Genomic DNA, 26,828 nt, shown 5'->3' on the forward strand with positions numbered 1-26,828 from the left:
GGACAACCGTGACGCTGATCGATATTTTCAACGACCGCTACGAACCCGTCGGCACCGAGGACAAGAAGGCCGCCCACGCCACGGGCTTGTGGCACCGCACCTTCTCCGCACTCGCGATCAACCCCACCACCCGGCGCGTGCTCCTCCAGAAGAAGGCCCCCGGTCGCTACAGCTTCGACCGGCCCGACTACGCCGACATCACCGTCGGCGGCCACTACCAGGCCGGTGAGACCATCGCCGACGGCGTGCGGGAAGTCCACGAGGAACTCGGCCTGCCCGTCGCCTACGCCGACCTGCACCCGATCGGCCTGCGGCAGACCGCCGTCACCCTCGCCCCCGACTACATCGAACGCGAGTTCCAACACTGGCATCTGATCCCCTTGGACGTGGCGTTGGAGGAGATCCCACTCGCCGATGCTGAGGTATCCGGCCTGGTGGACATCGCCTTGGGCGACGCGATCAAGCTCGCCGACGGTGACACCGACACCGTGCCCGCCCGCTATGCCACCCGCACCGACATCGGGCTTGAGTACCGCGAGGCCGCCCTGACGACGGCCGACCTCATCCCCAACTACCTGAAACTCGATCAGCTTTACCTCCGCCTGTTCATCGCCGCGCGTCGCTTCTGCGCCGGCGAACGCGCACACCTGTTCTGGTGACCGCCGAGAACCGAGCCATCTGGCTTCGGACATGGCATCGAGCGCCAGATGCACGCGGCATTGAGCACGATCTGATCTCCGAAAGGAAGATCAGATGACGATCGATTTGAGCGCCAGGCGGCGCGTCCACCACACCGGTAGACAAGATCGGTGTCCTTTGACAGCGAACCTGCGCCGCGTGCCATCGAAGGCGACCCATGTCAACGGCCATTTCGTTCTCCCCGTAGGCGGCCTGCGGTTGTCCCCACATACAGGGATTTTTCACTGGCCACCGTCAATCAGCGATGGGTAACGTCGAGGAATGATTGGTCGGGGAGCCCGGGGGGATCACACCCCCGGGCTCCCACAGATCCCGGCGTGACGTAGGGTAGGCCGTCGGCGAGGTGCCAGTTGCCTGGTCCTTTTCCGACGGCCCCCCTCCGAACCAGCCGTGCCCGCTTTCCGTAGCAGCGGGCTCTCCAGTGCTCATCGTGGTCTGCGTGTGAGACGTCCGGCGTGGATGTCCTCGTGGCAGGCGCGGCAGACGCCGAGGGTCTTGCGGTTGGCTACGCAAGCGAGAACGGGATCTGGCCCCGGCCTCGTCGACGTGTCCGCCCCGGCCGACCTGGACTGGGACCCACCCATGCCCCCTCCTGGAGCCCTCGCCCAGGCCAACACCGCCCGGCGCGGGGCGGACGGCCCTGGCTGGCACTGCGGCCGGACCAACGGCCCACACCCGGCCTGTGTCCGCTGTGCTGCGCCGGTGGGACCCGCCACATCGACCTGCTGGCCGGCTTACCAAGCATGGCGACTGTGTTCACCACGGTGTCCGGCTCGTCCGAGCTGCCCATCATGATCGCGCACCGTGATGGCGGGCTGGCCGAGCCGGCCGACGACGCCGTGGCCATCCTCGGCCATTACGCCTGCCAGGGTCTGAAGCGATTGTCGCCCGCAGCACGCTCAGACTACTGCTGGCGCCCGAACCCGACCAGGCAGTCCGCCGGCGACGCGTCCCGCGCGGCCGTGCTGTGGCGCGAGGTGAAGCGGCCACTCGATGGCCGGGCGTGCTCGCGGAGATCGGCGGCGTCGTGCGTGTGGCGTTCGGCGCAGGCGATCTGCCCCGTCGCGATCGCGACCCGCGAGCATATCCGCGGAGGTGCCGGGTCCTTCCTGCAGACTGTCGACATCGCGTTCGACGACCGCCTCCTGCGGCGATCCTGAACCTCACGGTCACCGGGAGCGGCGGTCTGATCGCGATGAAACGAACGCCTCACGGCCACAGGTATCAGCCCTACGTCGGCGATGCAGAGCCAGCCCTTGCCGATTGGCCGCGTTGCGCCCGCCGCACGAGCAGATCAGGAGTAGCCCGTGAAACTCACCATGATCCTCTGCGATGCCGCCCAGGTCTCGGAAGGCAAGCTGTACATTCTCGGCGGCGGCTGGAACCTCATCGGGCCGTCGCCTGCTCCGTCCGCCCTCGGCATCCTGATCGAGGTTCCCTGGGACCGAGCGAACTCACCGTTCACGCTGCAACTCGAGCTACACGATCAGGACGGCGCACCAGCCGTCCAGCCCGGGCCGGCCGGGCCTCAGCCCGTACGGCTCGAAGCAATCATAGAGGCGGGCCGCACCCAGGACCTCGCCGAGGGCTCCCCCCTGCAGATCCCTCTCGCGATCACCCTACCGCCGCTGACACTGACCGCGGGCACGCGTTACCGATGGGAGGCCACCATGGCCGGCGAACCGGAACATGACGGCTGGAACGTCAGCTTCCAGACCAGGCCAGCCGCACGCCCGCTCACTCCGGAGACCGTCGGATTCGACGACTGAATCACGAGCACCTCGCGACGACACGAACCGCCGCTGCGCTCGGCGTGGCCTCCCTGCGACGGTTAGAGGAGCACGGCCTTGGTTCGGAGCCCATCGGTGGCTACCGACGGTCGCGGTCGTAGGGGGTTGGCTGCGGCGGCCCCATGCAGTTCATCCTGCCACGGCGATCGTCATGGCGACCGTGGCGTAGTTAGCCATCACGTGGCTCATCCATGATGACGGATAGGGCCGGGGATATCCCGATTCGGCGATTCGGTGGCCCCATCATCGAGACCGGCACCCAGTCCTACCGCCTCGCCCACACCACCCCCAACAGCCCACCCCAGACCCGACCCTCCTGCCCTCACCACCAGCGGCGCTCACTCCCGCTGACACGACCTACCAGCCGTCCGCGACCGGCAGACACTCCCCCCCACCGACAAACGGCGCCGACTCGCGTCATAGCCACGCTGGGTAGCTGACCAGGTGGCGATCGTGGTCTTACCGGTCCCGGTGGAACGGCTGACGAGGCCAACGCCGGTCTCCCCGCGAGCCATGCCGCGCGGGATGGGGACGCCGCGCCACGGACAGCTCACCGGCCCCTAAGTCGACCGGTCGCTGGTGACGCGGGTCCCGTCGGCCCGTGCCCGACCAAGGTCGGCCGCAGCGCGCGGGCGCGAGGGCGGCCGATGTCTTCCCCCGCGCCAGGTCAGTGGTCGTGCGGGTAGGTGTAGAGAGCGAGGCGAGCGATCAGCTTCTCGGGGGTTGTTCCCAGGGCTTCGGCGAGGGCGATGAGCAACGCGGTGGCGACCATGGTCAAGGTGCGCAGGATGCGCTGGGGGTTGCTCTGCACCGCGTGGAAGATCAGTTCTTGGCGTACCGCGTCCAACGGTGCCGTGGCCGGTGTCGTGTCGGCCATGTCGAGGCGGGCAGTCAGCAAGGCGACGGCCGGGTCTGCGTCCGTGCTTTGGCGGGCGTGGAGGACGGCGATGTCCTGGAGCGTGGTCTGCGGGGATGTGTGGGTGGTCTTGGCGAGCTGCAGCAGAAGTCCGACGGCCAGCCGTTCCACGCTGGTGATGGTCTCGATCGGGGCGCGGGTAGCGGCGTCGCGGATGATCGCGTCGAGGTGTCGCTGTGCGGCCCGCAGCGCGGTGGTGTCCGGGCCGCCTTCGTGGTCTGCGACGTGGAGCTGGCCGGTAAGCAGGGCCAACGTGCGCTGGGCGGCGCTCGCGGGATCGGTCACGGTCGCCCATTGTGAGCCTCGTGGTGCGACCCGGTCCACTCGCCGCCGCGACCGCGCCTGCCAGCGGTATCCTGGCGTGCGGCAGGCCGAGAGGAAACCGCGGGGCTCTTCGGGACCGCATCCCGGACCCGGTCCTCCGACAGGAACGTCCTTTCCGTGATCCGCGCTGGGGTTATAGCCGGCGCTGAGAACAGGGTCCTCTGCGCTCGGCGCCGCGTCACCCGGGCACGAGGATCAGCGCACGAATCCGCAACAGCTTCTCCTCTCGTCCGGGTCGATCTCCCGGACCCGCGCGCGTTCCGCCATGCCCCGGATCACCGAACCGGCAGCGGCGAGGGATCCGGTCTGGCGCGCCGCTCACCACTGCAGGCAAACCATGGCGGTGCCGCCCGGATCATGCGGATTGCACGTGCAGGATCGTGCGGCGGATCTCCTCGATGGTCTGGTCGAGGGCGGCGATGGCCGCGTTGAGTCGTGCGCTGATGAGGTCGCCGGCTACGCGGGTCAGGGACTGCAGATGCAGGCCGATGGCGAACAGGCGTTGCAGGACAAGGTCACCCAGGTCACGGGCGATGCGGTCGCGATCCTCGAGAACCGCGAGGCGTGCGTGTTCCTGGTGTGCCTCGGCCAGATCGAGGGCGAGCGCGGCGTCGGCGGCGAACGCCTCGACCAGCTCGATGTCGGACGCGGCAAGGTGCGGCGAGCTGGACCGGTACCCAAGGATCATGATCGGCGATGTGTTCCGGGTGAGGCGTAGCGGGACGGCCAGCGCGCCCGTGAGGGTCAGTTCCGGGGTGGGAACGGCCCGGTTGCCTCGCACGTGCAGACCTTTCAGAACGACGGTCTGGCCCGCGGTGGGCATGTCCGCCCCGGCGTCGGGGTCGCGGGTGACGGTCAGCCCTCGCAGTGCCTCCGCGTCGGCGGGCAGGTCGGGGGCCACGGCGGCGGCGGTCACGACCAGGGCGCCGTCTTCGTCGGGGACGGCGAGGATGCCCAGGTCTGCGGCGGCTGTGCGCCGGCCGATCCGCGCGACGAGACCGAGCGCGTCGCGGGGGTCCGGGGCGGCGAGCACGCTGGTCGTGATCTCGGCGCTGGCCGCCAGCCAGGCCCGGCCCCGCTCCGCCCGCCGGCAGAGCCGGTGTGCCTCCCGCTCGGCCCGACGCAGGTCGGTGATGTCGGTGAAGACGAGCGCGAGCATCTCCTCACCACCCCGCAGCCAAGGGATCACCGTGATTCGCACCGACCGGGCGGAATCGTGCTCCCCTCTCAGATCGAGATCGCCGACCTGGGCGTGGTGGGTGGCCAGCGCGGCCGCGATCATGCCCCATTCGCCGCCCAGGCAGCGCTGGTGCGGACCGGCCGGCGACAGCCGTTCCGTCAGCTGGTCGAGACGGTCCCCCACACACTGGGGCACGCCCACGATCTCGTCGATGACCGGTGAACCACGCCACAGCCGCAGGTCGGCGTCATACAGGGCCACCCCTACCGGCAGCTCGCCGACGGGAACGCCCGTGGACACCAGGTCCAGCAACGCGGCGTGCTCCCCGATGGTCTTCTCGTCTCGGCGGGCGGCAGTGACGTCCAGGATCGTCCCGATGTTGCCGACCACCGCGCCGGCCGTGTCCCGCACGACGGTGGCCCTGATCTGGACCCGGCGGTAGCTTCCGTCCCGGGTCCGATAGCGGGTCTCGTGGTGGCAGTGGTCGGCACCGCCCGCGACCACACTCATGAACAACGTGACGGTGTACTCGACCTCGTCAGGGTGGACATAGTCCAGGAACCGGGCACCCAGACTGGCGACGACATCGAAACCGGTCAGGGTCGTCCAGGCCCGGTTCAGGTAGGTCCAACGGCCCTCAGCGTCGGTCCGGAACACCACCTCACTTAGCGAATCCAGCACATCCTCGGCCTCGCGGCCTCGGGCCGCGTCCCCATCGCGCCCCGCCCCGGTCCGCCGCGAATCCCCGCGCTGCAGAGTCCCTCTCGACACAGACCTCACCGATGGTCGCCTCCCCCCGCGACGGCGGATCCCCTCACACAGACGAGCCCGCGCGGCCCGCCGATCGCCCCCGACCGGCAGGCGACGGCCGACGAGCACACCGCGAGACCCTGACGCTGTCCCACGCCCTATGCTCCACAGCCCCGGTAGCCCTTCTATCTGGCGTTTCCGCCCGCTATCTAGCCAACTCAGATGCACAAATCACATCTATGCAGCACCTGCATCAGCTTTCCACCGCAACAACGCAGCGGACCACACATGGCCACGACGTACACCGCGTCCCCACCCGAGGCCTGCGGCTGAGGTGGCCGCACCGGTACGGCGCGATCCAGGGCCTGCATCTGGTGACGGTGGGGACAACCGCAGGCCGCCTACGGGGAGAACGAAATGGCCGTTGACAGCTGATCGTGACGGAACCCGAAAAATTCGTCTAATAGGTTTCGAAACGAACAGATATCACTTTCGGTCCGTATGGGTCATAACGACATCTCGATCAGACCAAGGGTACTCCCGGGTATAGACTGAATCTAGGTTATCTGATCTTTCTGTGAAAGAAGTGGTTTCGATGACGGGTCGATCCACAGCGTCACAGTCAGGCGGCCGTGCATCGAGGTCCCGCGCACGAGAGCTTTTCCTCACCGGCGAGGACGGCGACCTTCGCGGGGTGCGGGACCCGATCCTGCAGTCGTGGCAACGGTCGCGGGATCTTACGGTGGCCCCCGATCGCCCGGAGCCGTCTTTTTCGGGCCTGGAACTCGATGCGCCCTTCATTCAGACGGCGGAACCAATCATCAAGGAGCTGGGTAACCGGTTGGAAGGCCAGAAGATCAGTATGATCCTGACCGATGCGGACGGGTTGATCCTCGTTCGGCGAACCGGTGACGCTGCCTTCGAGCGGCGGCTCGACCGGGTACCGGTGGCGCCCGGCTTCAACTTCGCGGAACGCTTCGTCGGCACGAACGGCGTCGGAACCGCCCTGGCGGGAGATGCCCCGATTGGCGTCTTCGGCGCCGAGCACTACGGCGAACCCTACAGCGACCTCGCCTGCGTCGGAGTTCCGCTGCATGACTTGGTGACCGGGGAACTCCTCGGCCTGCTGGACGTGACCTGCCCGAACCGGCATGCAGGACCCCTGCTCTCGGCGATGGCAAGTATCGCAGCCGGCGAGATCCGTCAAGCCGTGCTCGCTTCGACGAGCAGAGCGGACCGGGAATTGATCTCGCTGCGCACCGCGGACCCTGCGAAACTGCGGATGCTGGTGGCCAGCGAATGCCGCCAGCGCGAGCTGGCCGAAACCATTCAGAACATCACCGCCGCTGCGGCATCCACCCTCAACGCCCGCAAGGTTCTGCGCAGGGTCATGAGCGCTGCTGCCCACATGCTCGCGTTCGACACGGTCTGGGCGCTGGCCCGCGAACCGAGCGGAACGCTGCGGGTCGTTGCCGTTCATGGCGACGTGGACTCCCGTACCGTGGGCCAGAGGATCAGGCTGCGCCCGGGCTCGTCGCTGCTGGATGCCTACGCCGGGCAAGCGCTCGCCGACCCCCGCGGTGGCCCGCCCGAACCTCTCCCTGGCCAACGCCATCCTATTGGTAGCTGGTTGGCCGTCCCTGCGGCCTTCCGCCCGCATCCGACCGTTCTGATCCTGATCACCTGCCGGGAGGCCGACTGCTATGGACCCGAGCAGCTCGCAATCGCCCGCACCGTGCTCGGCCACGCTGCGGTTGCCTGCGAGAACGCCTGCCGATACGAGGAGGCCCAGCGCCTTGCCCAGATGGACCCTCTGACCGGACTGGCCAACCGCCGTCACCTCCTCGATCAGGCCGGGGCGATGACGAGACGACACCTGCGCAGTGGCCGGCCGATGGCCGTTCTGATGGCCGACATCGACCACTTCAAACGCGTCAACGACCTGCACGGACACGCCATCGGCGACACGGTACTCACCGAGGTCGCCCAGCGATTCCGCGCCACGCTACGCGCGCGGGACATCATCGGCCGGATCGGCGGCGAGGAGTTCACTGTTGCCCTCGACGCACCCACCGAAACCGCCCGCGCATTCGCCGAACGGCTCCGCGAGACTGTCAGCGCGACCCCGATCCCCACCTCTGTCGGCCCACTGTCGGTCACTGTCAGCGTCGGCCTCGCCACTCTCCATGCCGCTGACACAGGCCTCGACTCCCTTCTCGCCCGCGCCGACACGGCTCTCTACCACGCCAAGAACACTGGCCGTAACCGAGCCGTTGTCGCCGACGCCCTAGTTGACGACGACCGGTGGCGGGTCTGACCCGAGAAATAACGTGAGGTGACGGCGGTGCCCGGCTCGGGCGGCCTCGGGGATGGGGTCGAAGCGGACGGTGTAGCCGAGGGCGTCGGCTTGGCGGGTCAGGTGGCGTGTTCCGCTTCGACGCCCGGGATCTCTCCCGACGCCGGGAACCAGCTACCGCGGGTTCCGGCACCTCCGCAGACTGGACTTCCACCGGCTGGCCACCTCAAGCTTACGCCCGACTACACCTCACATAGTCGAACTCCTGGACACACCCGTCGCGAAGAAAATTGTGGCCTTGCGGAGGATGTCGCGTTCTTCGCGGAGCTGCCGGTTCTCCTTCCGGAGGCGTTTCAGCTCCTCGCGTTCCGCGGTGCTGATCTCGTCCGCTCTGCCGCTTTCGTCTCGGGAGGCTTCCCGGACCCAGTTACGGATCGACTGCCCTGAAGGGCCGTATTCCTTCGCTAGTTCCTCGAGTATCCGCCTAGCTCGAACCAGTTCCACCATCTGCCGGCGGAACTCCTCGGTGTACGGCGGTTTTGATCTCGGCACCTGCACTCCTCCCTGGGACCATTGCCCCAAAGAGCCCGGGTGTGAACAGGAACGGGTCAACTCTAAGTCGTTCTTCGCGGCCCTCAAGAACGAACACGTCCACCGCACCGTCTACCCCACGCGCGAACACGCCCGCCGTGACATCACCCGCTACATCGAACTCCGCTACAACACGACACGCCGCCACTCGGGACTCGGTTACCGTACCCGCGCCAGGTCCACGATGACTATCTGAAAAGACAGTCTGCGGCGTAAACTAGCTTAATTTCGCCTGTCCGGATTTAACGGGCACATCAGTCCGGATCTAGCGCTTTCCGGACTTTCCGGAGAGGAAGAAGGCAACCTGATCACTGATCCGGGTGGGACCGAACATCAGATGCGCCGGCCGCCGGCCAGGTGTCCAAGTTGCGGAGTCCAGATCTCGCGGGTGCACTGCTACCAGTACCAGCAACGCGCCGCAGCCGGTACCCCGAATGACACACGCCGCCTGACGTACCCAACCCGAGGCTACTGTCAGCGCCTTCGCCGAAGAGATGGTAGAGCTTTCAAGGCAGGAAACCTCGGCGCCGCGCCTCCGCAACTGATTCGCCGCGGCGGGCGACTCCTAGCTTGGCATAAATGTTTTTAAGATACCATTTGACGGTATTTATAGTCAAGCCGAGACTACGTGCGATTTCTTTGTTTGACAGCCCGCAGTTCAGGAGACGGAGGATGTCGATCTCGCGGGCGTTGAGCGGTTCTTCGGGCGGATTCCGCTCGCCCGGGCGATCGATAATGGGGATGGCTGCCCGCCCCGCGTCGATATGGGTCGCGGTGAGCAGCTTGTACAGGTAGTCCGACGGTACGGTGGGCAAATTCGCGGGCCATCGGCGACATCGACTAGCGTCTCGAAGCCCTCTGATGATCTTTAGGAGCTCCGGCCCCGCATCGATCATAGTGCGCACGAGACCGGAGCGGGCTCCGGCAACCAGCGCAGGCACCGCTGCACGGATCGCAGCGTCAGAGTCGCCGCCGAGAGAGAGGACCACGGCGAGTTCGACGCGTGCGGTCGTTTCAGCGTACCGCCAGGCTACGGAGCTACTCTCCTGGAGAATCTCGGACAGTAGTCGGAGTGCGCCTTCGTAGTCGCCCTGAGCAGACATTATTCGCGCGCGCATCGCGAGCTGGTAGTGGCGGGTGGCCATGGCGATGCCATCGTCGCCGCGTTCGATATCCTCGACTTGGCGGGCGAGTACGTTCTGTGCGCTCCTGATGTCCCCGAGGTCCAAATGCAGCCGCAGGCGTTCGTGATCGACGGCGGCCGACAAACGAGGTAGCGAGAGCTGGCTCGCCGCTTCTTCGCCTTCATTGAGAAATGACCAGGCGTCTTCGACGTCGCCTCGCAGCACTTTGATACGGGCCAGTGTGGAGTAAGTCGCGATCATGAAGTCGGCAACGCCGCTTTCGGCGCCAAGTTCATGGCACTCCTCAAGGAGCCGCTCGGCGGCGTTGATGTCGCCGCGCTCGTAGTACAGCCTGCCCAGTAGCGCTCCCGCCATCCGGGCGGCATGCGATTTTCCTCCAGCACCTCCGCGGGCGAGGACCACTGCTTCCTTATAGAGGCGCCCGGCGGTCACCAGGTCAAGTTGGGCGAATGCTGCTAGTCCGGCGAAGCAACGCCCGTACACGGCAGGGAAAGGCCCGTGTGTCGTCTCATGGAAGGCGTTGGCCCACTGCTGCCGTGTCTTCGCGGTGTCGTAAGCGAAAGTGTGGATATCAACAAATGTACGGATATTGGACGACACCGCGACTGGCCAGGGTCGGTAGCTCGGGTCGTCCGCGAGGTAGGGGGCGACCAGGATGGCGGCGCGGTCGATCCGGTCACCGTAAACATCTATGCAGGCTTGGACGACATCGGCCTCGCCAAGGATTTCCCTACTGGTGTCGTCGGCTACGGAGACCAAGGTGGCTCGTACGTGATCGAGCGCGGTCTGCGCGGGCTGTGCCCGTTGCAGGAGGCAGTTGGCCCAGGCGATGGCGATCTGCAGCCCCGGTCGGCCGGGTAGCAGAGTCTGCGGCAGCTTGTTGACCAAGCCGAGCAGAGTGGCCATGCGGCTGTGCTCTACCAGGGGCATGGCCTGCCGTTCCACCAAATCCACAGCTCCGGTGTCGTCGCCGGCGGCCAAGGCGTGGGTGACGGCCTCACCGAGCAGGTCATGATTGGCGATCCACCCTGACGCGGTGCGGTGGAGAGTGATGATCCGGTCCGCATGAGTGCGTTCCAGGTGCCGCCGCAGATAGTCCGCGAAGAGGTGATGATAGCGGAACCATTCCCGGTTGTCGTCGAGCGGCCGCAGGAACATGTCTCGCTGTTCGAGCTCCTCCAACAGGGCCTGCCCACGCCGCTGTCCGCTGACCGCGGCGGCGAGGTCACCGCAGAGACGATCACAGATGGAGGTCGTGAGGAGGAAGTCAAGCAGGTCGGCGGGCAGCGTGTTGAGCACGTTCTCGGCGAGGTAGTCGCCGATAGAGTGATGCCGTCCGGAGAAGCCGCGGATCAGCGCTGACGGGTCATCGCTGTTGCGTAGCGACAGGGTGGCGAGTTGGAGCGCGGCAACCCAGCCGTCGGTGCTGGAGCACAGTCGATGAACGTCCTCGCTGTCGAGGTCCAGTGCGTTGAGGTCGAGGAGGAAGGCGGCGGATTCGTTGCGGTCGAAACGTAACTGGGTGGCGTCGATCTCGGTGACCTGGTTGCGGACCCTGAGCCTCCCGACAGCCGGCGAGCGGGTTCGACTGGTGACGATCAGGTGGAGGTTGTCAGGACCCACATCCAGCAAGAATTCCAGCGCGGCGGCAGCATTGGGGTTGTCGATGAGGTGCCAGTCGTCGAGAACGATCGCGAGGGGCAGTCGGTGTTCGGCAATCTGGTTGACCAGCTCGGTGAGCACGTAACGTTGAGCGTCACCGGAATGATGTTCGATGACATCGACCAATCCGCCAGCGAAGGTGGGTTCGACGCGACGCACCGCCTCGATGAGGTGGCTGAGGAACCAGACGGCGTCGTTGTCGTCGCGATCGAGACTGAGCCAGGCGACCGGCACACCTTCGGCACGCAGCACACGCTGCCACTGGACCGCCAGAGTGGTCTTACCGAACCCGGCGGGTGCGTGGATCAACGTCAGCCGCTTGGTTCGACCTTCGCGAAGCTGGTCGATGAGGCGGTCACGGCTGACCAGCCCATCGTCATAGCTCGGCGCCTGAAACTTCGTGGACACCGCCAGCATGGGACGTACCTCGGCGTCCATCCAGCTCGCCTCGCCTTCAAGGGCTCCCCGCCCACCTCCGCTGTCACATGCTTGTGACTTCCCCCACATGCTCTAGAGCAGAGTTTCCCACCGTCCACTCGGGCCCGCAATATCTCGGCGCCCCAGCCCGGCTAGCCCTGTCTTCCGTACGTGCGTGCGGTGGGACAGCTGCGTGATGTCTTGTTCGGATTACGTCGGGACGATCGTGATCGGTAGTGGCCGGTCTGGGACTGTTCGTGGCTATGTCGGTCGCGATGGACTACGTGCCGCCGAGCGTCGAGAAGCCGCTCGGTGCGCTGCCCGTCGTGCGTGACTACCTGGCCCGCCTCGATGTCGCGGGCACGATCGATCGGCTCGCCCCGATGCGTGACAAGGCCAACCGGGCGACTCACGGTGAGGTGATCGCCGCGCTGGTCGCCAACCGGCTGACGTCCCCGACCCCGCTGCTCCACGTCGAACGGTGGGCACGGGACTGGGCGGTCGAGGAGATGTTCGGCCTCGCGCCGGACGTGTTGAACGACGACCGGCTCGGTCGGGCGCTGGACGCGCTCGCCCCGGTCTGCGAGGCAGTCATGGGTTCGGTCGGCACCGCGGCGATCACCACGTTCGACCTCGACATCTCCCGGATCCACTCGGTCATGACGTCGATCTCGCTGCACGGCGCCTACCCCGAGGCCGAGGAGGACTACGCGACCCCGAGATACGGCCACCCGAAGGACCGCCGGCCCGATCTCAAACAGGTCCGGACCGGGCTCGCGGTCACTGGTGACGGCGGGATCCCGCTGGTCCACCGCGCCTACGACGGCGGTGCCGGTGAGGCAGCCAAGACCGCCCGCGCGCTGAAACTCGGCCGTGCCCGCGCCGACCTCGACACCCTCACCCGCACCGCGGGCAGCCACCACCTCTACCGCACCGAAGCCGCGGTGAAAGCCCGCCTCACCCTCCTGGCGACGAAACACCGCGTCACCCACTACCTGGTCGCCACCACCAACGTCGACCCGGACACCGGGAGACCGGACCTGACCTGGCACTTCGACGCCGCCGCGCTCGACGCCGAGGCCACTACCGACGGCTGGTACACCCTGCCACACGAGATCGGCCCCGGCGAGGTTCGCGCCCGCTACAAAGGACAGGAAGTCGTCGGACGTCGCTACGGCGCATTCAAGAGCCCACTCGCGGTCGAACCGATGTTCCTGCACTCCAACCAGCGGATCCACGCCCTCATCCACGTGATCTGCCTGGCCCTGCTCATCTTCTGCCTGATCGAACGCCAAGCCCGGCAAGGCGCCGGCCCAGACGGGAAGATCTCCGGCCTCTACGCCGGACGTCCCGCCCGCCCCACCGGGGCACTCATCCTCGGCACGCTCAGCAAGCTGCGCCTCGTGCCCGCGCAGGGCAGCCGACCCGCCTACATCCCGCGCCCGCCACACCTGCACCAGCACCTCCTCGACATCCTCGGCGTCGGCCCGACCCGACCCGACTACTTTGATCGACAACCGGCCCGAGTAATGCATCGAAACCCCATGCGCAAAAGACGGGGCTAGCCGGCCGCAGCATTCCTGCCGATCTCGCCGAACATGGTGGCTGGCAGCCTCTCAACGACGCGCACGACCTTGGGCTGGCTTGTAGCGGGCGAGCTCGCTGGGGCAGTGGGTGAGCAGCTTGGCCTCGTCGAGCGCGCCGGTACTGTCGGGCACGACGAACGCGACGTCGCCTTCGTCTCGGTCGGGGGGCCGCATTAATTCCCACGACCGAGACCCACCCGACTCCGGGGCAGGTTGCGGCGGCATTCTCCACCTCGGTGCTGTGGCCGTAGAGCTGCAGGAACAGCTGTGTCGAACACCTCGAAGCGCAAGGGATCTGCAACCCGCCGACCGGCCGATCCGCCATGGTGCGGATCACCTCCAGCAGACCTGTTGCGACGTCATCGAGCTCGTCGAAACCGACCTCCGCACCGGACGCGAAGAGCCGGCGCGGGGACGGACAGCCGAGCACGATGTCGGCATGGTCGCCGAGCTGGTGGAGCAGGGCGTCGAGGGTGTCGGCCAGCACCCGGCGCGGCTCGGCCAACTCCAGCGCCGCGCACACCTCGGCAGCGTCTCCAGCCGGCCTCCCGGCTCGCCCATCTACACGCCAGCGCCCCGCCACGACGTCGGAAAGGCCACCAGACGAGAGCTCACCATGGCCACTTACCAACACACCATACAGGTTATAGATCAGGTTCAGATCGCGATCCAACCCTCGTCGATCGGTAGCTCCACGCCGGTGATCCAGGACGATACATCTGCCGCGAGGAAGCGCACGGTGTTGGCGATATCCCGCGGCAAACCCATGCGGCCGATCGGATGAGCCGCGGTGAATGCGGACCTAATGTAGACTTTCCATGGCCAGAGCCTGGTTCTTGCGGAAGAACTGCTCTGCCGTGTCGGTTTCCACAACGCCTGGATGGATGGATGGAATTCCAGTAAATGTCGTAGCCCAGCCTCCCGAATTCCACAGTCACATCCTTTAGACTCAGCGGTCTCCTTTCCGGCAGGACTCTACATCTGTCACCATCACGCTGGCGCCATCAGCTGCAGGAGCCCGCGCGCACTCGACGCCGATGCGACGGGTGCCACCCGTTACCAGCGCGACCTTGCCGTCGAGGCGGAATGACCCTTGGGGCTCATCCGTGGCCTCCTCATCCAGTTAGGGATTAAATCCGCCGCGCTATCCGCGCGACGGATGGTCGTGAGCTAGATATGCATAATGATTTATGCGCAGCGTGGCCATCGCGGCATGTAGACCGCAGCCGCCACATATAGGACATGGCTGTGGTGGGTGTTAGTTGACTGACCGCGTCCGGCCCTTCCAATACCTCGCTCGAATCGCCTTCTTGTCGACCTTGCCGACCGGCGTCGACGGGAGTGAATCGACGAAGTGCACGACCTTCGGCGCCTTCACCGAGCCCAACGTCGCCTTGCTGGTCGAGATGATGTGGCCAGCGTCGGCCCATCCCGGTTCGGCCGGGATTACCAGCGCACACACCGCCTCACCCCACTCGTCATCTGGAATACCGATGACGGCGCAGTCGCGGACCTCAGGCAGCGCCAAAATGGCCGACTCCACCTCGGCAGGATAGACGTTAAACCCGCCGGTGACCACCATTTCCTTCTTCCGGTCGACGATGTAGACGAAGCCGTTCTCGTCGAGGTAGCCGACATCGCCGGTGTGGTGCCAGCCGAACGTACGGATCGCGGCGGTGTCCTCCGGACGGTTGTGGTAGCCAGACGTGACGAGGCGACCGCGGACTACCAGCTCGCCCCGCTCACCGGGTGCCAAAAGGTTGCCCTGATCATCCATCGCCTCCACTTGGCAGGAAAGCGTCGGATGCCCGCACGACGCGAGCCTCTCCGGGTGGTCTCCCGCGACCGCGGCGGCCACCTGCTGAGGCGAGAGGTAGGTGAGCAGCATCGGCGCCTCGGCCTGCCCCCAGCACTGCGCGATGCACGGACCGAACGCGGTGACGCCCTCGCTGAACTTGTCCGGCGAGACCGGCGCGGCGGCGATCAGCAGCATCTTCAGGCTGGAGCAGTCGCGGGGCCGCGCCTTCTGGCCTTCCAGCATGCGGTAGTACGCCGTCGGCGGAAGAAACACATGCGTGACTCCGTCGCGCTCGATGCGGCCCAGTGCGTCCTCGGCGTCGAAACCCGGGCGGATGACGACCGTCGCGCCCTGGGCCGCCAGGATGACCGCCATGACGCCGGCCGCGTGCGTGATAGGCGCCACCATGAGGTTCACCGGGTGCTCGGACGCCGGCCAGTGCCGCGTGGACAGGTCGATGAGGTTCGCGAATACGTCGTTGGTCCAGATGACCGCCTTGGACCTGCCCGTCGTCCCGCCCGTGGGCCAGGTAGCACACACTGCGGTAGGTGCGCCGAAGGGGTCGCTCCAGTCCGGTATGTCCACCCCGTCGCCGGCGGCGAGGACATCGGCCATCGACTCAGCGCCGGCGAACGGCTTGTCCAGGCAGATGACGTGCTTGAGGGTGGGCACGTGCGCGAGGATCTCATCTACTTGGTCGGCGAAGCGTGAGTGCAGCAGCAGCCACCGCACCTTCACTTCATTCATGAAGTCCAGCGTCGCGCTCAACGCGTTGAGATGGTTGAGGGGTGCCCAGACGCCGCCGGCCCTCCAGAGGCCGAGCATCCCCAGGAGCCCCTCGCTGACGTTCGGGGCCAGCACGCCGACCCCATCACCGGGGGAGAAGCCTCGCGCGTACAGCCCGGCGGCCAGCCGCCGCGAATGCCGAGCGGCCTCGGCATAAGTCACGTTGCCCTCATCGGAGACGATGAAGAAGCGATCGCCGTTGTGCTGTGCGCCCTTGTCGAAGTAGTCGATGACCCGCATGGGGCGTCCTTCCTGCCTTGGTGAGGTGCGCTCGAGAACGGTCACGGAGCCAACCTTGGCGACCAGAACGTGGTGCCGAGCACCGCGGCGAGCTCCTCATCCGGCCTCCAGTACGAGGTCGGGTCGAGGTTGTCAGCCGCGGGCCCCGATCCGCTCCGGTGCCTCAGCCACTGGAGGACTGGGATCGTTCAATATGTCCGCGCCGACGGCCAGCGCCACCTCGCACTGATCGGACAGCGCGTCCACGTCTCGTGGAACGCCACAGACCCCGATGGCCCAACCGGCCTCCCCTTGAGCCAGCAGGCAGGAGGCCCTCCCACGCAAGCGCGGCCAGGCGGATATGGCGGCATTCGTCCAGGCTGTCGTCCGTGGCGCTCACCGTCACCGTGCGGCTTCGCCGAGCACCGCGATGCGGGCAACGACCGTTTCCGGGGGGGCGTCGGCCGGGATCTCCCCGAACCGGAACCGACGCTTGGCTGCCGCCTCGGCGAGCCTGGCGGCCTCGGCCGTGTCGGCCCACAGGGCGGGCGGGAGTCCGCCACCGTGGCGGCGATCATCAGGCAGCGCATCGGCCGCTACGCGGGGAAGGAGCAGTAGCTCACCGGCCAGCGGAGTGTCGACCTGGTCGGGGTCGGCGACGCCATCCAACCGGATCGCGCTGATCCAGCCGTAGTGCCCGGCTGCGGCCAGCAGACTCGACCAGACGTCAATTTCGTCGTCGTCGGGCCCTGACGGGGTATCACAGATGATCTGCAACCCGCCGACCGGCCGATCCGCCATGGTGCGGATCACCTCCAGCAGACCTGTTGCGACGTCATCGAGCTCGTCGAAACCGACCTCCGCACCGGACGCGAAGAGCCGGCGCGGGGACGGACAGCCGAGCACGATGTCGGCATGGTCGCCGAGCTGGTGGAGCAGGGCGTCGAGGGTGTCGGCCAGCACCCGGCGCGGCTCGGCCAACTCCAGCGCCGCGCACACCTCGGCAGCGTCTCCAGCCGGAACGAGGTGGCGGGAGAACGGACCTAAGACGTTGACACCGAACACATCGGACCGCAGTAACCGGTGTGCCTGCGCGGTGGCCGCGACCAGCGTGGCCGGATCGTCGTACCAGCGGTCCGGCGCGCCAGCGAACACCGACCACACGTACCGGTCGCAGTCCAACCAGGTCAGAGTGTCACGCCTGCCATGAACCCAGTCGTCCAAGGCCTTCATCGTTCTCCCGCCATCCTCGTCAGTACCCCACCGTCAGCCCTGCAGCTGCGCGAGCTTGGCCTCCAGCTCCGCGATCCGCACATCCTTCGGGTTGGGCATCATCACCGGCACGATCGCGTCCGCAGGGCAGGTGTCCTCCGGAGTACCTCGGAAAAGCAACCGAGGATCACCCCAGGAACCGAAGAACGGCACATCGGCTGGAGGCGTCTCGGTCTCCCAGTCCTTGACGAACTCCGCAAACGGCTTGCCCCGCTTCAGCCGAGCAGCCCGCTCGGCGTTCCTGGCCGCTGAGGTAGCCTCGGCATCGACCGCGGCAGTGTCCGGGTTGAGCACCACCTGGTAGATGTCGCGCGCGGTGCTGAGGGACACTAGGCCGTCGCGGTAGTCGGCGGCCACCGCCTCAGGGGCGCGTTCGAGCACGTCACCGTAGCCACCTCCGGCTCCCTGGGTGAGCATGTACAGCTCACCTCGTTCGGCGAGTTCGAACTGCAGGCCCATGTGGTGTGTCGAGTAGGTCGCGTCGGGGAACGGACGGTCGTTCATCAGTTCCTCGATGGTGTAGCGCAGCAGTTCGCGCTGGTCGTCCATCACCTTGAACATGTCAACATTCTTGATCTTGCACAATGGGAAGGTGCCGGGGCCGTAACCACCGAAGATGCCGTGCGAGCTGGGGAACTTCGAGCCGATGCTGCACACCATGAACCCCCACATGGCGCTGTCCTTGGCGGTGGCGATCTGCTGGTAGCCCTGGCCGCCGCGGAACTTGCCAAAGCCCTGGTTATCCCGCATCACCCTGTTCGGCACGATCTTCAGGATCGGGACTTCTTCCTCGATGAGCTCCTGCTCGCCTATGTCGGCCATGGGCGCGAAGATCGGGGCGACCGCGTGCTCACCGTCCCGGTTGGACCGCGCGGCCCCGCCCATTCCATTGAGGTCGGCACACACATTACCGACCAGCTCGCCATGCTGGTTGATGCCCCCGTAGATGAGCGTGACGATCATATTGTACCAGCCGGCGACGATGTCCGTAGAACGTTCACCCGCGCTGTAGAGGAATTTCGGCACCGCCAACTGGGCCGCCGTGAAGGAAGGGAAGAACGTCATCATGCACTGCGCGTTCGGCGCATCCGGGGAACAGTTCAGCGCCGACCCTGGGTCGGTGACGACGGTCATCGGCTCGAACACCGCCTGGTTCCGCGGCAGGTCCGGCCACACGAACGTAAGGAACTCCTGGGCCAGCATGCCCTTCATCGACGAAAGGATCGTGTTATTGGCCCGGTTAAGGAACTCCGGTGATGAGCCACGGAAATCCAGGATCAGCTCGTCGTCCTTCTTTGTCATCGCCAGCCTGATCTTGACCAGGCAGTTCTCCCGCAGCGTCCCGTCCGGGAAGACGTTCTGCCGCACGGTGCCATCCGGCCACGTGCGGAGCCTGCGGCGAACCTCGTCGGCGGTGTCGGTCAGGGTGCGCCGCAACGTGGCGATCACCGGGTCGACACCATATTCGGCGATCGCATCCAGAACCCGGTCCTTCATCCGCATGGCCGCATAAAGCTTAGCCTTCATGCCCTCCAGCTGCAACTTCGGTTCGCGCACCGAGTTCTGTAGGAATGTCATGATGTCGCGGCGGAACGTGTAGTTCTCGCCCACCTTGAGCGGCGGGATCTTCAGACCCTCGTCGAACGGGGACTCCGCCGCCGAGGGCATACCGCCGGGTTCGGTGGCTCCGTTCTCACCCTCATGCACGACCGCGCCGGTAAAGCAGATCAGCTGCCCCTCGTGGAAGACTGGAATGAGGAGACTCTGATCGGTGTTGTGGGCATTGCCGTAGCGGGCGTCATTGTGCATGAAGATGTCGCCCTCGTGGATACCGACCGTCGGCTCGTCGGCCCAGTACTTGACGATGAACTTGACAGGGTGCTGCGTGAGCACCGAGAACAGCAGTACACCGCCCATGCTGGACAGGGCCAGGTCACCCGAGGACGTCCATATCCCGGAGATCAGGTCGCCCCACTTCGCTCCCGGAGCCGCACCCATCTGCTCTACCATCTCGAACGACTCGTTACATGCGGTCTGCAGCTTGTTCCGCACCAGGTTGACCACTTCAGGGTCCGTGAACTGCGCCAGCGCCTGTGTCTCGCGCGGTGACTCGGGAGCGAGCTTGTGGTTTTTCATGATCTCGGGATCGGGCCCGAGGAACAGGACGTTGTCTTCGAGGAACCTCTCAACGAGCGACTTGTCGTCAGAATTTTCAGCTTGGCTCATAACGATACACCTTCCGGTGGGACGTTTCTGGCAAGGATGGCGAGCGGCTTCCCAGGCCCCGCATGGGCTACGCAAAACCGATGAGGGGTGTGATGACGCCTTCCTCGTTTACGCGTCAGCGTGGGCACCTACGGAAGTCGGATCACGGGGTGCTATCCGGAGATGATCGGCTTGCCGAGCGGGAACCCCTTCCCACCGGTCTCGGCGAACAAGATGCCGACGTACAGGTAGGTCGCCACGGCGACGACGGCGAACACGAAGTAGCCGCCGGCGTGGGTCAGGGCCGCATTGGTGTTGATGGTGCCGAGCAGTAGCAGCAGCAGCGCGACGTCAACGAGCCCGAGCAGCAGGGTGAAGCTGCTGGGCAGTCGTAGGAGTGCCACGGTGAGCACGACCACGGTGACCAGCCAGCAGATCAGCCACAGCTCGGTGGTCCTGGTCACCTGGTCGGCCGGGATGTTGTACCAGTTGTGGCCGAGGCCTAGGACGAACGCGGCGTAGCTGCCGAAAAACCCGCTGAACACCGCGAACAGGCTGGCTGGCGCGCTCTGCCCGAGCGCCGCCGCCCAGACCGCGGCGATCAGAAGACCGAGCGAGGTCGCGGTCACGATGACAGGGATGGCGGCACCAGTCGCTGCGGGCTCGATCCAGCCGGTGTCGACCAGCCCGAGTCCGACGGCCCCGGCTATGAAGCTGGGGATGCCGATTGCGCTTGGGTTGCCGCGCACCAGGTTGGCAGCCGGCTGAAGGGGTAATGCCCCGGCCTCGTTTGGCAACGGCGGTGAATCGGTCGAAAGAATGGAATCGTCGGTGGTAATGAGATCACCCTCCTTAACCGGGCGGACCGCTTCGAGCTGGTTGCTCGTGCGTACTGCGGATATGAGCGGCGGAGGAGGGCCGGGCGTGCCATGACGGGGCCACGCCGCCCAATACCCGTGAGGCGGTACCCGGCCCTCCTGGCCCAGCAGGCGTTGCTTGCCGTCGTGTCCTGCTGGACGGCTAGGGGTGTTCGAAGATTACGGCAGGGATGCGGCCGTGGGTCGCCCACGAGCCAGAAGAGGGTAAGCGGCTTCTCTAGCTAGCGCGGGCCACACCAAAAGAATGAAGTGAGCCCGGCGGGCGCGCCATTGACTGGAAATGACTTCGCCATGTTGACATCGCCTTGAGCGGTGAATTGTATGCGCCGAGCATTCCCTGACATTGGGACTGAAACCCTGCTGACAGGGAGAACATTGACAGTGCGGCGCGACGGATCCGATCACTACCCGTCCTCCGACGCTTCATTGGTGTCGGTGGAGCCCAGGTCGAGGATTACACCGACCGACTCGTGGCCGAGACCGCGAGCTTCGGAGCGGGAAGGTTACCCCTGACGGTGTGCACATCGGACGTGCATATGAGAGCCGATGTCGTCCGGACGGCCGGGGGTCAGTCGGCCCCGCCTTCGGTGCCTTGTTCAGATGGTCCTGGTGAGCACCGCGGAGCCGGTACGCCCGATCGTGATCTGCCAGCCCGGTTCGGCGAGGTAGGTCGTGCGCGGGGTTTCCACCAAGGCGGGACCCTCCACGACATGGCCCTCTTCAAGGCAGGCAACGTCGTAGACGGCGGTCTTGACCGCTCCATCGATGCCTGGGTAGTAGCACTCCCGCCACCGGGCGGGGCTCGGTGCAGGACGAGGCTCGGCCTGGGTGGGCCGCATGGCGAACTTGTCGTGATCGACATAGCTCACCACTCGGATGACGTTGATCCGGACACCTGCCTCGGGCGCTTGGCTGCCTTCGCCAAACCGCTGGGCGTAGAGGTTACTGAACAGGTCCAGCAACTCGACCACGTCCCGGTGCGAGGTGAGCCGCTCAAACGGACATACGACACCGATCTGGGCAAGCTGGTTGCCGTAGCGCAGGTCGACCTCCACGCGCGACTGGATGTCGGCGGGATCGACGCCCTGGCGGAGCAGGTCGTCGCGGCCCTTCGCGGCAAGTTCCGCCACGGTGTCGTTGAAGACCTGGTAGTCGTCCAGGAGCCGACGGCCGGTGGCGTCATAGACCATCATGTATAGCGAACGCTCGTGAATGTGCAACTGGTTCATGTTGCCCGCGCCCAGCGCCGAGAAAACCGAGCTGAACGGGGGGACAAGCACGTGCTTAATGCCCAGCTGCGCGGCATACCCACAGGCGTGCAGCGGACCACCGCCGCCGTAGCTGAGCGCGACGAAGTTCTTCGGATTGTAGCCCTTGACCGCGACCTCCTTGAAGATCGCATTGGCCATGTTGCTGTCCACCTTGCGCTTGATCGCCTTTGCCGCCTCGACCAGGCTCATACCGGTGGGCTTGCAGATATGCTCCTCGATGGCGCGCTGCGCCCGGCGCAGGCTGAGCTTGATCGTGCCGCCCGCGTAGTTGTCCGCATCGAGGTAACCCAGCACCAGGTTGGTATCCGTCGTAGTCGGGAGCCGCCCTCCCCGTCCGTAACAGGCCGGGCCCGGGTCGGAGCCGGCGCTTTCCGGGCCCACTTCGATGGCGCTCCACAGACGGTCGTAGCGGGCGATGGAGCCGCCGCCGGCGCCGAGGGTGTGCAGGTAGGTCATCGGAGTCGATACGAGCCAACGATCGATGACCGGGTTGAAGTCGTAGAACTTCACGCCGTCGGAGGTCACCAGGCCGATGTCGAAGCTGGTGCCCCCCATGTCGGTGGCGATGAGGTTGGGTTGGTCGTAGGTCTTCGACAGGTAGTGGGTGGCCTCCAGCCCGGCGACGGGTCCGGAGTGGATGGTCTGCAGCGAGGCGGTCGAGTTCAGCTGAGCCATGCCCCCGGTGTTGTGCACCAGCAGCATTGGCTTGGTGTAGCCGTTACGCCGCAACTCGATCTCCAGGGACGCCAGGCCGTGGTACATCTGGTTGTGCAGGTAGGCGTCGATGATCGACGACATGGTGCGGGCGTACTCGCCCTTGCGTCCGCTGACCCGGTGCGACAGCACGATCGGGATCGCACCGAGCAGATGAGTGGGATACTCATCGAGGACGATGCGCTCAACTTCCTTTTCGTGGGCAGGGTTGACCACCGCGTTGGTTAGCGCGACCACGAACGCCTGCGCACCCTCATCCACCAGCCGCCGCACCTGGCTGCGGACGTCGTCCTCGTCGACGGAGAGCACTACCTTGCCGGCGTAGTCAATGCGTTCCTGGATTCCTGCGATGCGGGTCACCGGAACCAGCGGCGCGGGCCGGTCCGCAGCAGGCAGGTCGGACTGCTCGGCCGCGGTCAGCCCGTCGCCGTAGCCGCGGGCCCGCATCAGCGGCACAGTCGATTCGAAGCCGGCGGTGGTGAGGATCCCGACGGACGGTCCGCTGCGCTCGATGAGCGCGTTCGTCCCCAGCGTGGTGGCGTAGCGCACCGCGTCGACGGACGAGAGCACCGCCTTCACATCGAGCTCGATCTGCGTGCACGCCTGCGCCAGCGCGTCCATGAAGCCGGAAGCGAGATGATGGTGTGTGGTTAACGACTTCGCCTCGACGTAGGCGTCGTCGTAGACGAGAAAGCAGTCGGTGAACGTCCCGCCGATGTCAACGCTTACTTGCCGCATTCTTTAGCCCTCCACAGCACTCAGGTGACGACGCTTCAGCGAGTCGATGTCGAGTTCGATGTCGTGCGTCAGCGGGTGGCCGGGCGGTAGGTACTCGTTCTCCACCAGTGTTCCGCAGCCCGGGCAGTAGAACTCGACGATCCGACACCAGGCGGGATCGGGGGCGTAGGTAAATTCGTAGCTTTCGTCGAGGATCGGCCGGTGAATCTCCCGGGGATCGCGGTCGTAGACCAGCATCCCAGTCTTGTAGTTCTCGCGGGCGTTCGCGATGTCGTGCCCGCACACCCGGCACATCCATCGCTCGGCCAACAGATCGATCGCGAGATACTCGGTGATGTTCACCGAGGACTGCTGGTCGCTCATCGCTGGGCCTCCATAATCAGGTCGGAGTTGCTGCTCACCCGGAACCCCCACCCGGGCTCAATCAAACAGGTCAGGTAGTCACCCGCGACGAGCGCCGGCCCCTGGGCCCCTTGTCCCGGCTCCAGGTTCTCCGGACGGTAGACCGGCACCTCCTGCTCCTCACCGTCGACGAGGCGGATGCAGCGCGATCCGTCCGCCGTCGCTGGCTGCACGGTGCCGCGCTGGTCGGCCGCTAGTTCGAAGGTCGGCAGCCGACGGGAGGCCCGCACGACCAGCCGGTCAGCCTTGCCTCCCGCGGTGTCAGGAAGCGAACCGCTGGTCCACGCCTCGTCCCGCAGCACGCCACCGGAAATGAATCGATTGCGTGTCTCGAAAGTGCATTCGTCGATGGACACTCCTTCGCCGAACATGTCACGCCGCGCCCGGGCCAGCAGATCGTCTCGGGCCGCACTCACACCGGCGCCGGTGCCGGGCATCGGGACGCTGTACTCGTGCGCCAGGCCGCTGAAGCCGATACCGAAGGCACTAAACACCGCCGACAGATGCGGCACGATCACTCGCGTGATCCCCGCTGCCGTGGCGATTCCGGATGCCAACACGGGGCCCGCGCCGCCGAAAGCCAGCAGCGCGGCATCGCGGGGCTCGCGGCCTGCGGAAGAGATCATCTCCTTGAGCGCGGATCCAGCCATTTCCTCGAACACCCGCAGCACTGCGAGCGCCGCGGCATGGGCGGGGATCGACAACGGCTCCCCGACACGGGTGACCAGGGCCCTCTCCGCACGGGCCAAGTCCAGCTTCAGATCCCCGCCCAGATAATTGTCCGGATCCAGCGCACCCACGATCAGCAGCGCATCGGTCACGGTCGCGTCGGTGCCGCCGCGAGCGAAGCAGGCCGGTCCTGGCGCGGCCCCGACACTGCGCGGACCAATCTGGATCCGACCGTCGACGACCTCGACCACCGAGCTGCCACCCAGCCCGACGCTGCTCAGATCTGGAATGGGCAGCGAGGTCTGCGCCGACTCGACCCGGCCGTGCGCGTGCACCGTTAGGGCCTTGTCCACCACGACCGACACGTCTGTGGTGGTCCCACCGACATCCATCCCGACGAGCACGTCCGCGCCGTAGAGCGAGGCGTAGGCGACGCTGCCCTCCAGCCCGCCACGCGGCCCGGAACCCCACGTCTTCAGCGCGGTCGTCTTGGCGACCCGGGCCGAGTCCCCGTCATTGCGGAAGATCAGCAACGGTCGTGTCAGCCCGTTGGCCTTGCACGCCTTCTCTGCCCCGTAGAGGAAATGCTCCATTCCCGGGTGGAGGTATGAGTTCAGTACCGCGGTCAGCACACGCCGCGCGTCGTCGACGTCGTGCACAAGCTCGTGGGACAGGGTAAAGGGGATAGCGCCCAGCAGGTGCCTCGGGTACCGCTCCAACAGCAGGTTCTTGATCGCCCGCTCTGCATCCACGCTCCGCAGTGCGATCACGATCCGCGATGTCGCCGTCGCCAGCAGCTCGTTGATCGCGGCCGTGAACTCCTCCAAGCCCACCGACCCATCGGCGTCCACCGCGATCCCGACCGGAGGGTGCGGCACCATGGCCTGCCACAGCGATGCGTCGACCAGATTCACAATCCCGTAGACATCCCCCTCCGCACCGCTGTCGACAAGCAATCCGACCGGTGCGCCCTTCCGCTCGACCACGGCGTTCGTGCCCGACGTCGTCGAGTAGCGGAGGTACTCCGTGTCACGCAATAGGCGAGCCATGTCCTCCTCGCCGTACAGACGGTCGGACACGGTCCGCAGCCCATCGACAAAACACTGCGTTAAATCGTGCGGCGTTGTCGGGGTCTTCGCATGCACGACGCGTTCACCGTCCGTCACACAGACGTCGGTGAACGTACCACCGTTGTCGATATTGACAAGGATTCCCATGGGCCCTCCGCCGGCTTGCCGTATGAACTCGGTCACAAGATTCCAGTCATCGAAGGGTGGTTGCACCACTCTTACGGGTGGCTCGCAGGAGGAAATCGGGTGGTCGAGGGCGCTCTACCCGAGGCTGCAGAGCGGCGCCCACCAAGCTCTTTCACGACTAGTGATCGTACGATGACTCGCCGGACAAGGTTCTCGTAGCGCGAGTCCGGAACTGCCGGGCTCAACGCCGAAGGCGGGTACCGGTCGATCACCCTGCGCCGGTGGGTAGCGAGCGATAACGGGGGGCCTCGAGGTCTCGGCCGTGGGTGTAGAGAGGCTCGACCCACACCGAAACCCACAGGCAAAGGTCCCCGACCTACCGGGACAATGAGACTCCGGCGTCGATCCTGGTCGCGTGGAATGCGGGGAGCGTCCGGCGGACGGAATGTCGGCGGCCACGAGATCCTGCCCGGTAACGGCCGTGTGGGTGCCCGCTGGTGGCCGTAGATCTGCCCGCCGGCGGCCCGTTGATCTGCCCGTTGTGGCTGTCTGTTCCGGCCTGTCGTGATCGGTCGGGGTCCCCTTCCCGGTGTGCTGAGCGGTGCCAACCGAGCTCAGTACTGGTCCCGGGAAGGGGACGAGATTGAAGTCTGCCGAGGAGATCATGGAAATTCTTGAGGCGTACGACCTGACAGGGTCGTCGCGTGACGCGGATGAGCTCGCGGGCTGTTCGCATCACACGGTCGGCCGGTATGTCGCGGCCCGTGCCGCGGGTGCGCTGGTGCCGGGTGCGCGGCCGGTCCGGGCGAGTGTGGTGGACCCGTTCCGGGGGAAGATCGAGGAGCTGGTTGAGCGGTCGCGGGGGAAGATCCGCGCGGATGTGGTCCACGACAAGCTCGTGGCCATGGGCTATCCGGGGGCGGCGCGCACGACACGCCGCGCGGTGGCCCAGACGAAGGCGGCGTATGGGGCGGGGCGACGGCGGGTGTTCCGGCCGTGGGTGCCCGAGCCCGGGATGTGGGCTTAGTACGACTTCGGTCAGGGGCCGCGGGTCGGCGGGGCGGGCACGGTGCTGTTCTGTCTGTGGCTGGCGTGGTCGCGGTTCCGGGTGGTGCTGCCTCTGCTGGATCGGGCGGCGCCGACGGTGTTCGCCGCGGTCGACGTGGCGCTGCGTCGGGCCGGTGGGGTGCCGACCTATCTGCTGACGGACAACGAGAAGACCGTGACGGTCGAGCATGTCGCCGGGGTGGCGGTGCGCAACCCTGCCGCGGTCGCGTTCGGCCGGCATTACCCGTTGACTGAACTACGACACGCGTTTGCGCAG

Annotated in this window: 17 protein-coding genes and 2 pseudogenes; 7 read left to right on the forward strand and 12 right to left on the reverse strand. The window is 66.2% G+C overall.

Annotation, left to right across the window (positions count from 1 at the left end; translation table 11 throughout):
• Positions 1-8 precede the first annotated feature (8 nt).
• The 3 genes from ACG83_RS37870 (at position 9) to ACG83_RS37880 (ending at position 2,468) form a co-directional block, all read left to right on the forward strand.
• Positions 9-659 (forward strand): NUDIX domain-containing protein, encoded by a 651-nt coding sequence (locus ACG83_RS37870; protein WP_054571073.1) that lies wholly within the window; start codon positions 9-11, stop codon positions 657-659.
• Positions 660-1,490: 831 nt separating this feature from the next.
• Positions 1,491-1,859: a hypothetical protein gene (locus tag ACG83_RS37875; RefSeq protein ID WP_152991629.1), complete on the forward strand. Its 369-nt coding sequence runs from the start codon at positions 1,491-1,493 to the stop codon at positions 1,857-1,859.
• A 147-nt stretch (positions 1,860-2,006) separates the two neighbouring features.
• Positions 2,007-2,468: a hypothetical protein gene (locus tag ACG83_RS37880; RefSeq protein WP_054571075.1), complete on the forward strand. Its 462-nt coding sequence runs from the start codon at positions 2,007-2,009 to the stop codon at positions 2,466-2,468.
• A 688-nt stretch (positions 2,469-3,156) separates the two neighbouring features.
• Here ACG83_RS37880 and ACG83_RS37885 read toward each other — a convergent pair.
• A complete protein-coding gene (locus tag ACG83_RS37885) occupies positions 3,157-3,690 on the reverse strand; it encodes a hypothetical protein (protein ID WP_054571076.1) in 534 nt (177 codons plus the stop codon).
• 394 nt (positions 3,691-4,084) lie between these two features.
• Complete coding sequence (locus tag ACG83_RS37890) at positions 4,085-5,680, reverse strand: PAS domain-containing protein (protein WP_369812948.1); 1,596 nt, start codon at positions 5,678-5,680, stop codon at positions 4,085-4,087.
• Between the two features lie 721 nt (positions 5,681-6,401).
• On the opposite strand from ACG83_RS37890, the gene ACG83_RS37895 reads away from it, so the two are divergent.
• Complete coding sequence (locus tag ACG83_RS37895; protein ID WP_161934842.1) at positions 6,402-7,976, forward strand: diguanylate cyclase; 1,575 nt, start codon at positions 6,402-6,404, stop codon at positions 7,974-7,976.
• Between the two features lie 228 nt (positions 7,977-8,204).
• Here the strand turns inward: ACG83_RS37895 and ACG83_RS45640 are convergent, their stop codons facing one another.
• Positions 8,205-8,507: a transposase gene (locus ACG83_RS45640; RefSeq protein ID WP_054571135.1), complete on the reverse strand. Its 303-nt coding sequence runs from the start codon at positions 8,505-8,507 to the stop codon at positions 8,205-8,207.
• Here ACG83_RS45640 and ACG83_RS48220 point away from each other — a divergent pair.
• Positions 8,482-8,742: an integrase core domain-containing protein gene (locus ACG83_RS48220; RefSeq protein WP_161934844.1), complete on the forward strand. Its 261-nt coding sequence runs from the start codon at positions 8,482-8,484 to the stop codon at positions 8,740-8,742. The genes ACG83_RS45640 and ACG83_RS48220 overlap by 26 nt on opposite strands.
• Before the next feature lie 310 nt (positions 8,743-9,052).
• Here ACG83_RS48220 and ACG83_RS37905 read toward each other — a convergent pair whose 3' ends face one another.
• Entirely contained in the window at positions 9,053-11,791 is a 2,739-nt protein-coding gene (locus ACG83_RS37905) for a LuxR C-terminal-related transcriptional regulator (RefSeq protein ID WP_054571079.1), read from the reverse strand.
• A gap of 242 nt (positions 11,792-12,033) precedes the next feature.
• Between ACG83_RS37905 and ACG83_RS37910 the strand changes: the two genes are divergently transcribed.
• The gene (locus ACG83_RS37910) at positions 12,034-13,335 is read left to right on the forward strand and encodes a DUF4277 domain-containing protein (RefSeq protein ID WP_226932700.1); all 1,302 of its coding nucleotides are present in this window, start codon (positions 12,034-12,036) and stop codon (positions 13,333-13,335) included.
• A gap of 678 nt (positions 13,336-14,013) precedes the next feature.
• Here the strand turns inward: ACG83_RS37910 and ACG83_RS48225 are convergent.
• From ACG83_RS48225 to ACG83_RS37950, 8 genes and pseudogenes are all read right to left on the reverse strand, one after another.
• Entirely contained in the window at positions 14,014-14,124 is a 111-nt protein-coding gene (locus tag ACG83_RS48225) for a hypothetical protein (protein WP_083473902.1), read from the reverse strand.
• Between the two features lie 490 nt (positions 14,125-14,614).
• On the reverse strand, positions 14,615-16,225 hold the full coding sequence (locus tag ACG83_RS37920) for an AMP-binding protein (RefSeq protein ID WP_152991630.1): 1,611 nt from the start codon (positions 16,223-16,225) through the stop codon (positions 14,615-14,617).
• Positions 16,226-16,561: 336 nt separating this feature from the next.
• A complete protein-coding gene (locus tag ACG83_RS37925) occupies positions 16,562-17,392 on the reverse strand; it encodes a hypothetical protein (RefSeq protein ID WP_054571082.1) in 831 nt (276 codons plus the stop codon).
• A 33-nt stretch (positions 17,393-17,425) separates the two neighbouring features.
• Positions 17,426-19,657 (reverse strand): hydantoinase B/oxoprolinase family protein, encoded by a 2,232-nt coding sequence (locus ACG83_RS37930; RefSeq protein ID WP_054571083.1) that lies wholly within the window; start codon positions 19,655-19,657, stop codon positions 17,426-17,428.
• 152 nt (positions 19,658-19,809) lie between these two features.
• Positions 19,810-20,433, reverse strand: coding sequence for a GPR1/FUN34/YaaH family transporter (locus ACG83_RS37935; RefSeq protein WP_054571084.1), 624 nt, complete (start codon positions 20,431-20,433; stop codon positions 19,810-19,812).
• Positions 20,434-21,110: 677 nt separating this feature from the next.
• Positions 21,111-23,237, reverse strand: coding sequence for a hydantoinase/oxoprolinase family protein (locus ACG83_RS37940; protein WP_054571085.1), 2,127 nt, complete (start codon positions 23,235-23,237; stop codon positions 21,111-21,113).
• Positions 23,238-23,264: 27 nt separating this feature from the next.
• Positions 23,265-23,600 (reverse strand): annotated as a pseudogene (locus tag ACG83_RS37945) (acetone carboxylase subunit gamma); the annotation flags it as partial.
• Complete coding sequence (locus ACG83_RS37950) at positions 23,597-25,594, reverse strand: hydantoinase/oxoprolinase family protein (protein WP_152991631.1); 1,998 nt, start codon at positions 25,592-25,594, stop codon at positions 23,597-23,599. The gene ACG83_RS37950 and the pseudogene ACG83_RS37945, both read right to left, overlap by 4 nt.
• A gap of 553 nt (positions 25,595-26,147) precedes the next feature.
• Between ACG83_RS37950 and ACG83_RS41780 the strand changes: the two are divergent.
• A pseudogene (locus tag ACG83_RS41780) lies at positions 26,148-26,804 on the forward strand (IS21 family transposase); the annotation flags it as partial.
• Positions 26,805-26,828: the final 24 nt, after the last annotated feature.

The organism is Frankia sp. R43, assembly GCF_001306465.1.
Taxonomy (GTDB): domain Bacteria; phylum Actinomycetota; class Actinomycetes; order Frankiales; family Frankiaceae; genus Parafrankia; species Parafrankia irregularis.

What these genes read in the sequence shown, in the direction of transcription:
- ACG83_RS48225 (WP_083473902.1), bottom strand. Translation starts at nt 14,124, where the DNA reads ATGGGTTTGCCGCGGGATATCGCCAACACCGTGCGCTTCCTCGCGGCA.
- ACG83_RS37930 (WP_054571083.1), bottom strand. Translation starts at nt 19,657, where the DNA reads ATGAGCCAAGCTGAAAATTCTGACGACAAGTCGCTCGTTGAGAGGTTC.
- ACG83_RS37925 (WP_054571082.1), bottom strand. Translation starts at nt 17,392, where the DNA reads ATGAAGGCCTTGGACGACTGGGTTCATGGCAGGCGTGACACTCTGACC.
- ACG83_RS37940 (WP_054571085.1), bottom strand. Translation starts at nt 23,237, where the DNA reads ATGCGGCAAGTAAGCGTTGACATCGGCGGGACGTTCACCGACTGCTTT.
- ACG83_RS37910 (WP_226932700.1), top strand. Translation starts at nt 12,034, where the DNA reads ATGTCGGTCGCGATGGACTACGTGCCGCCGAGCGTCGAGAAGCCGCTC.
- ACG83_RS37875 (WP_152991629.1), top strand. Translation starts at nt 1,491, where the DNA reads ATGATCGCGCACCGTGATGGCGGGCTGGCCGAGCCGGCCGACGACGCC.
- ACG83_RS37905 (WP_054571079.1), bottom strand. Translation starts at nt 11,791, where the DNA reads ATGGACGCCGAGGTACGTCCCATGCTGGCGGTGTCCACGAAGTTTCAG.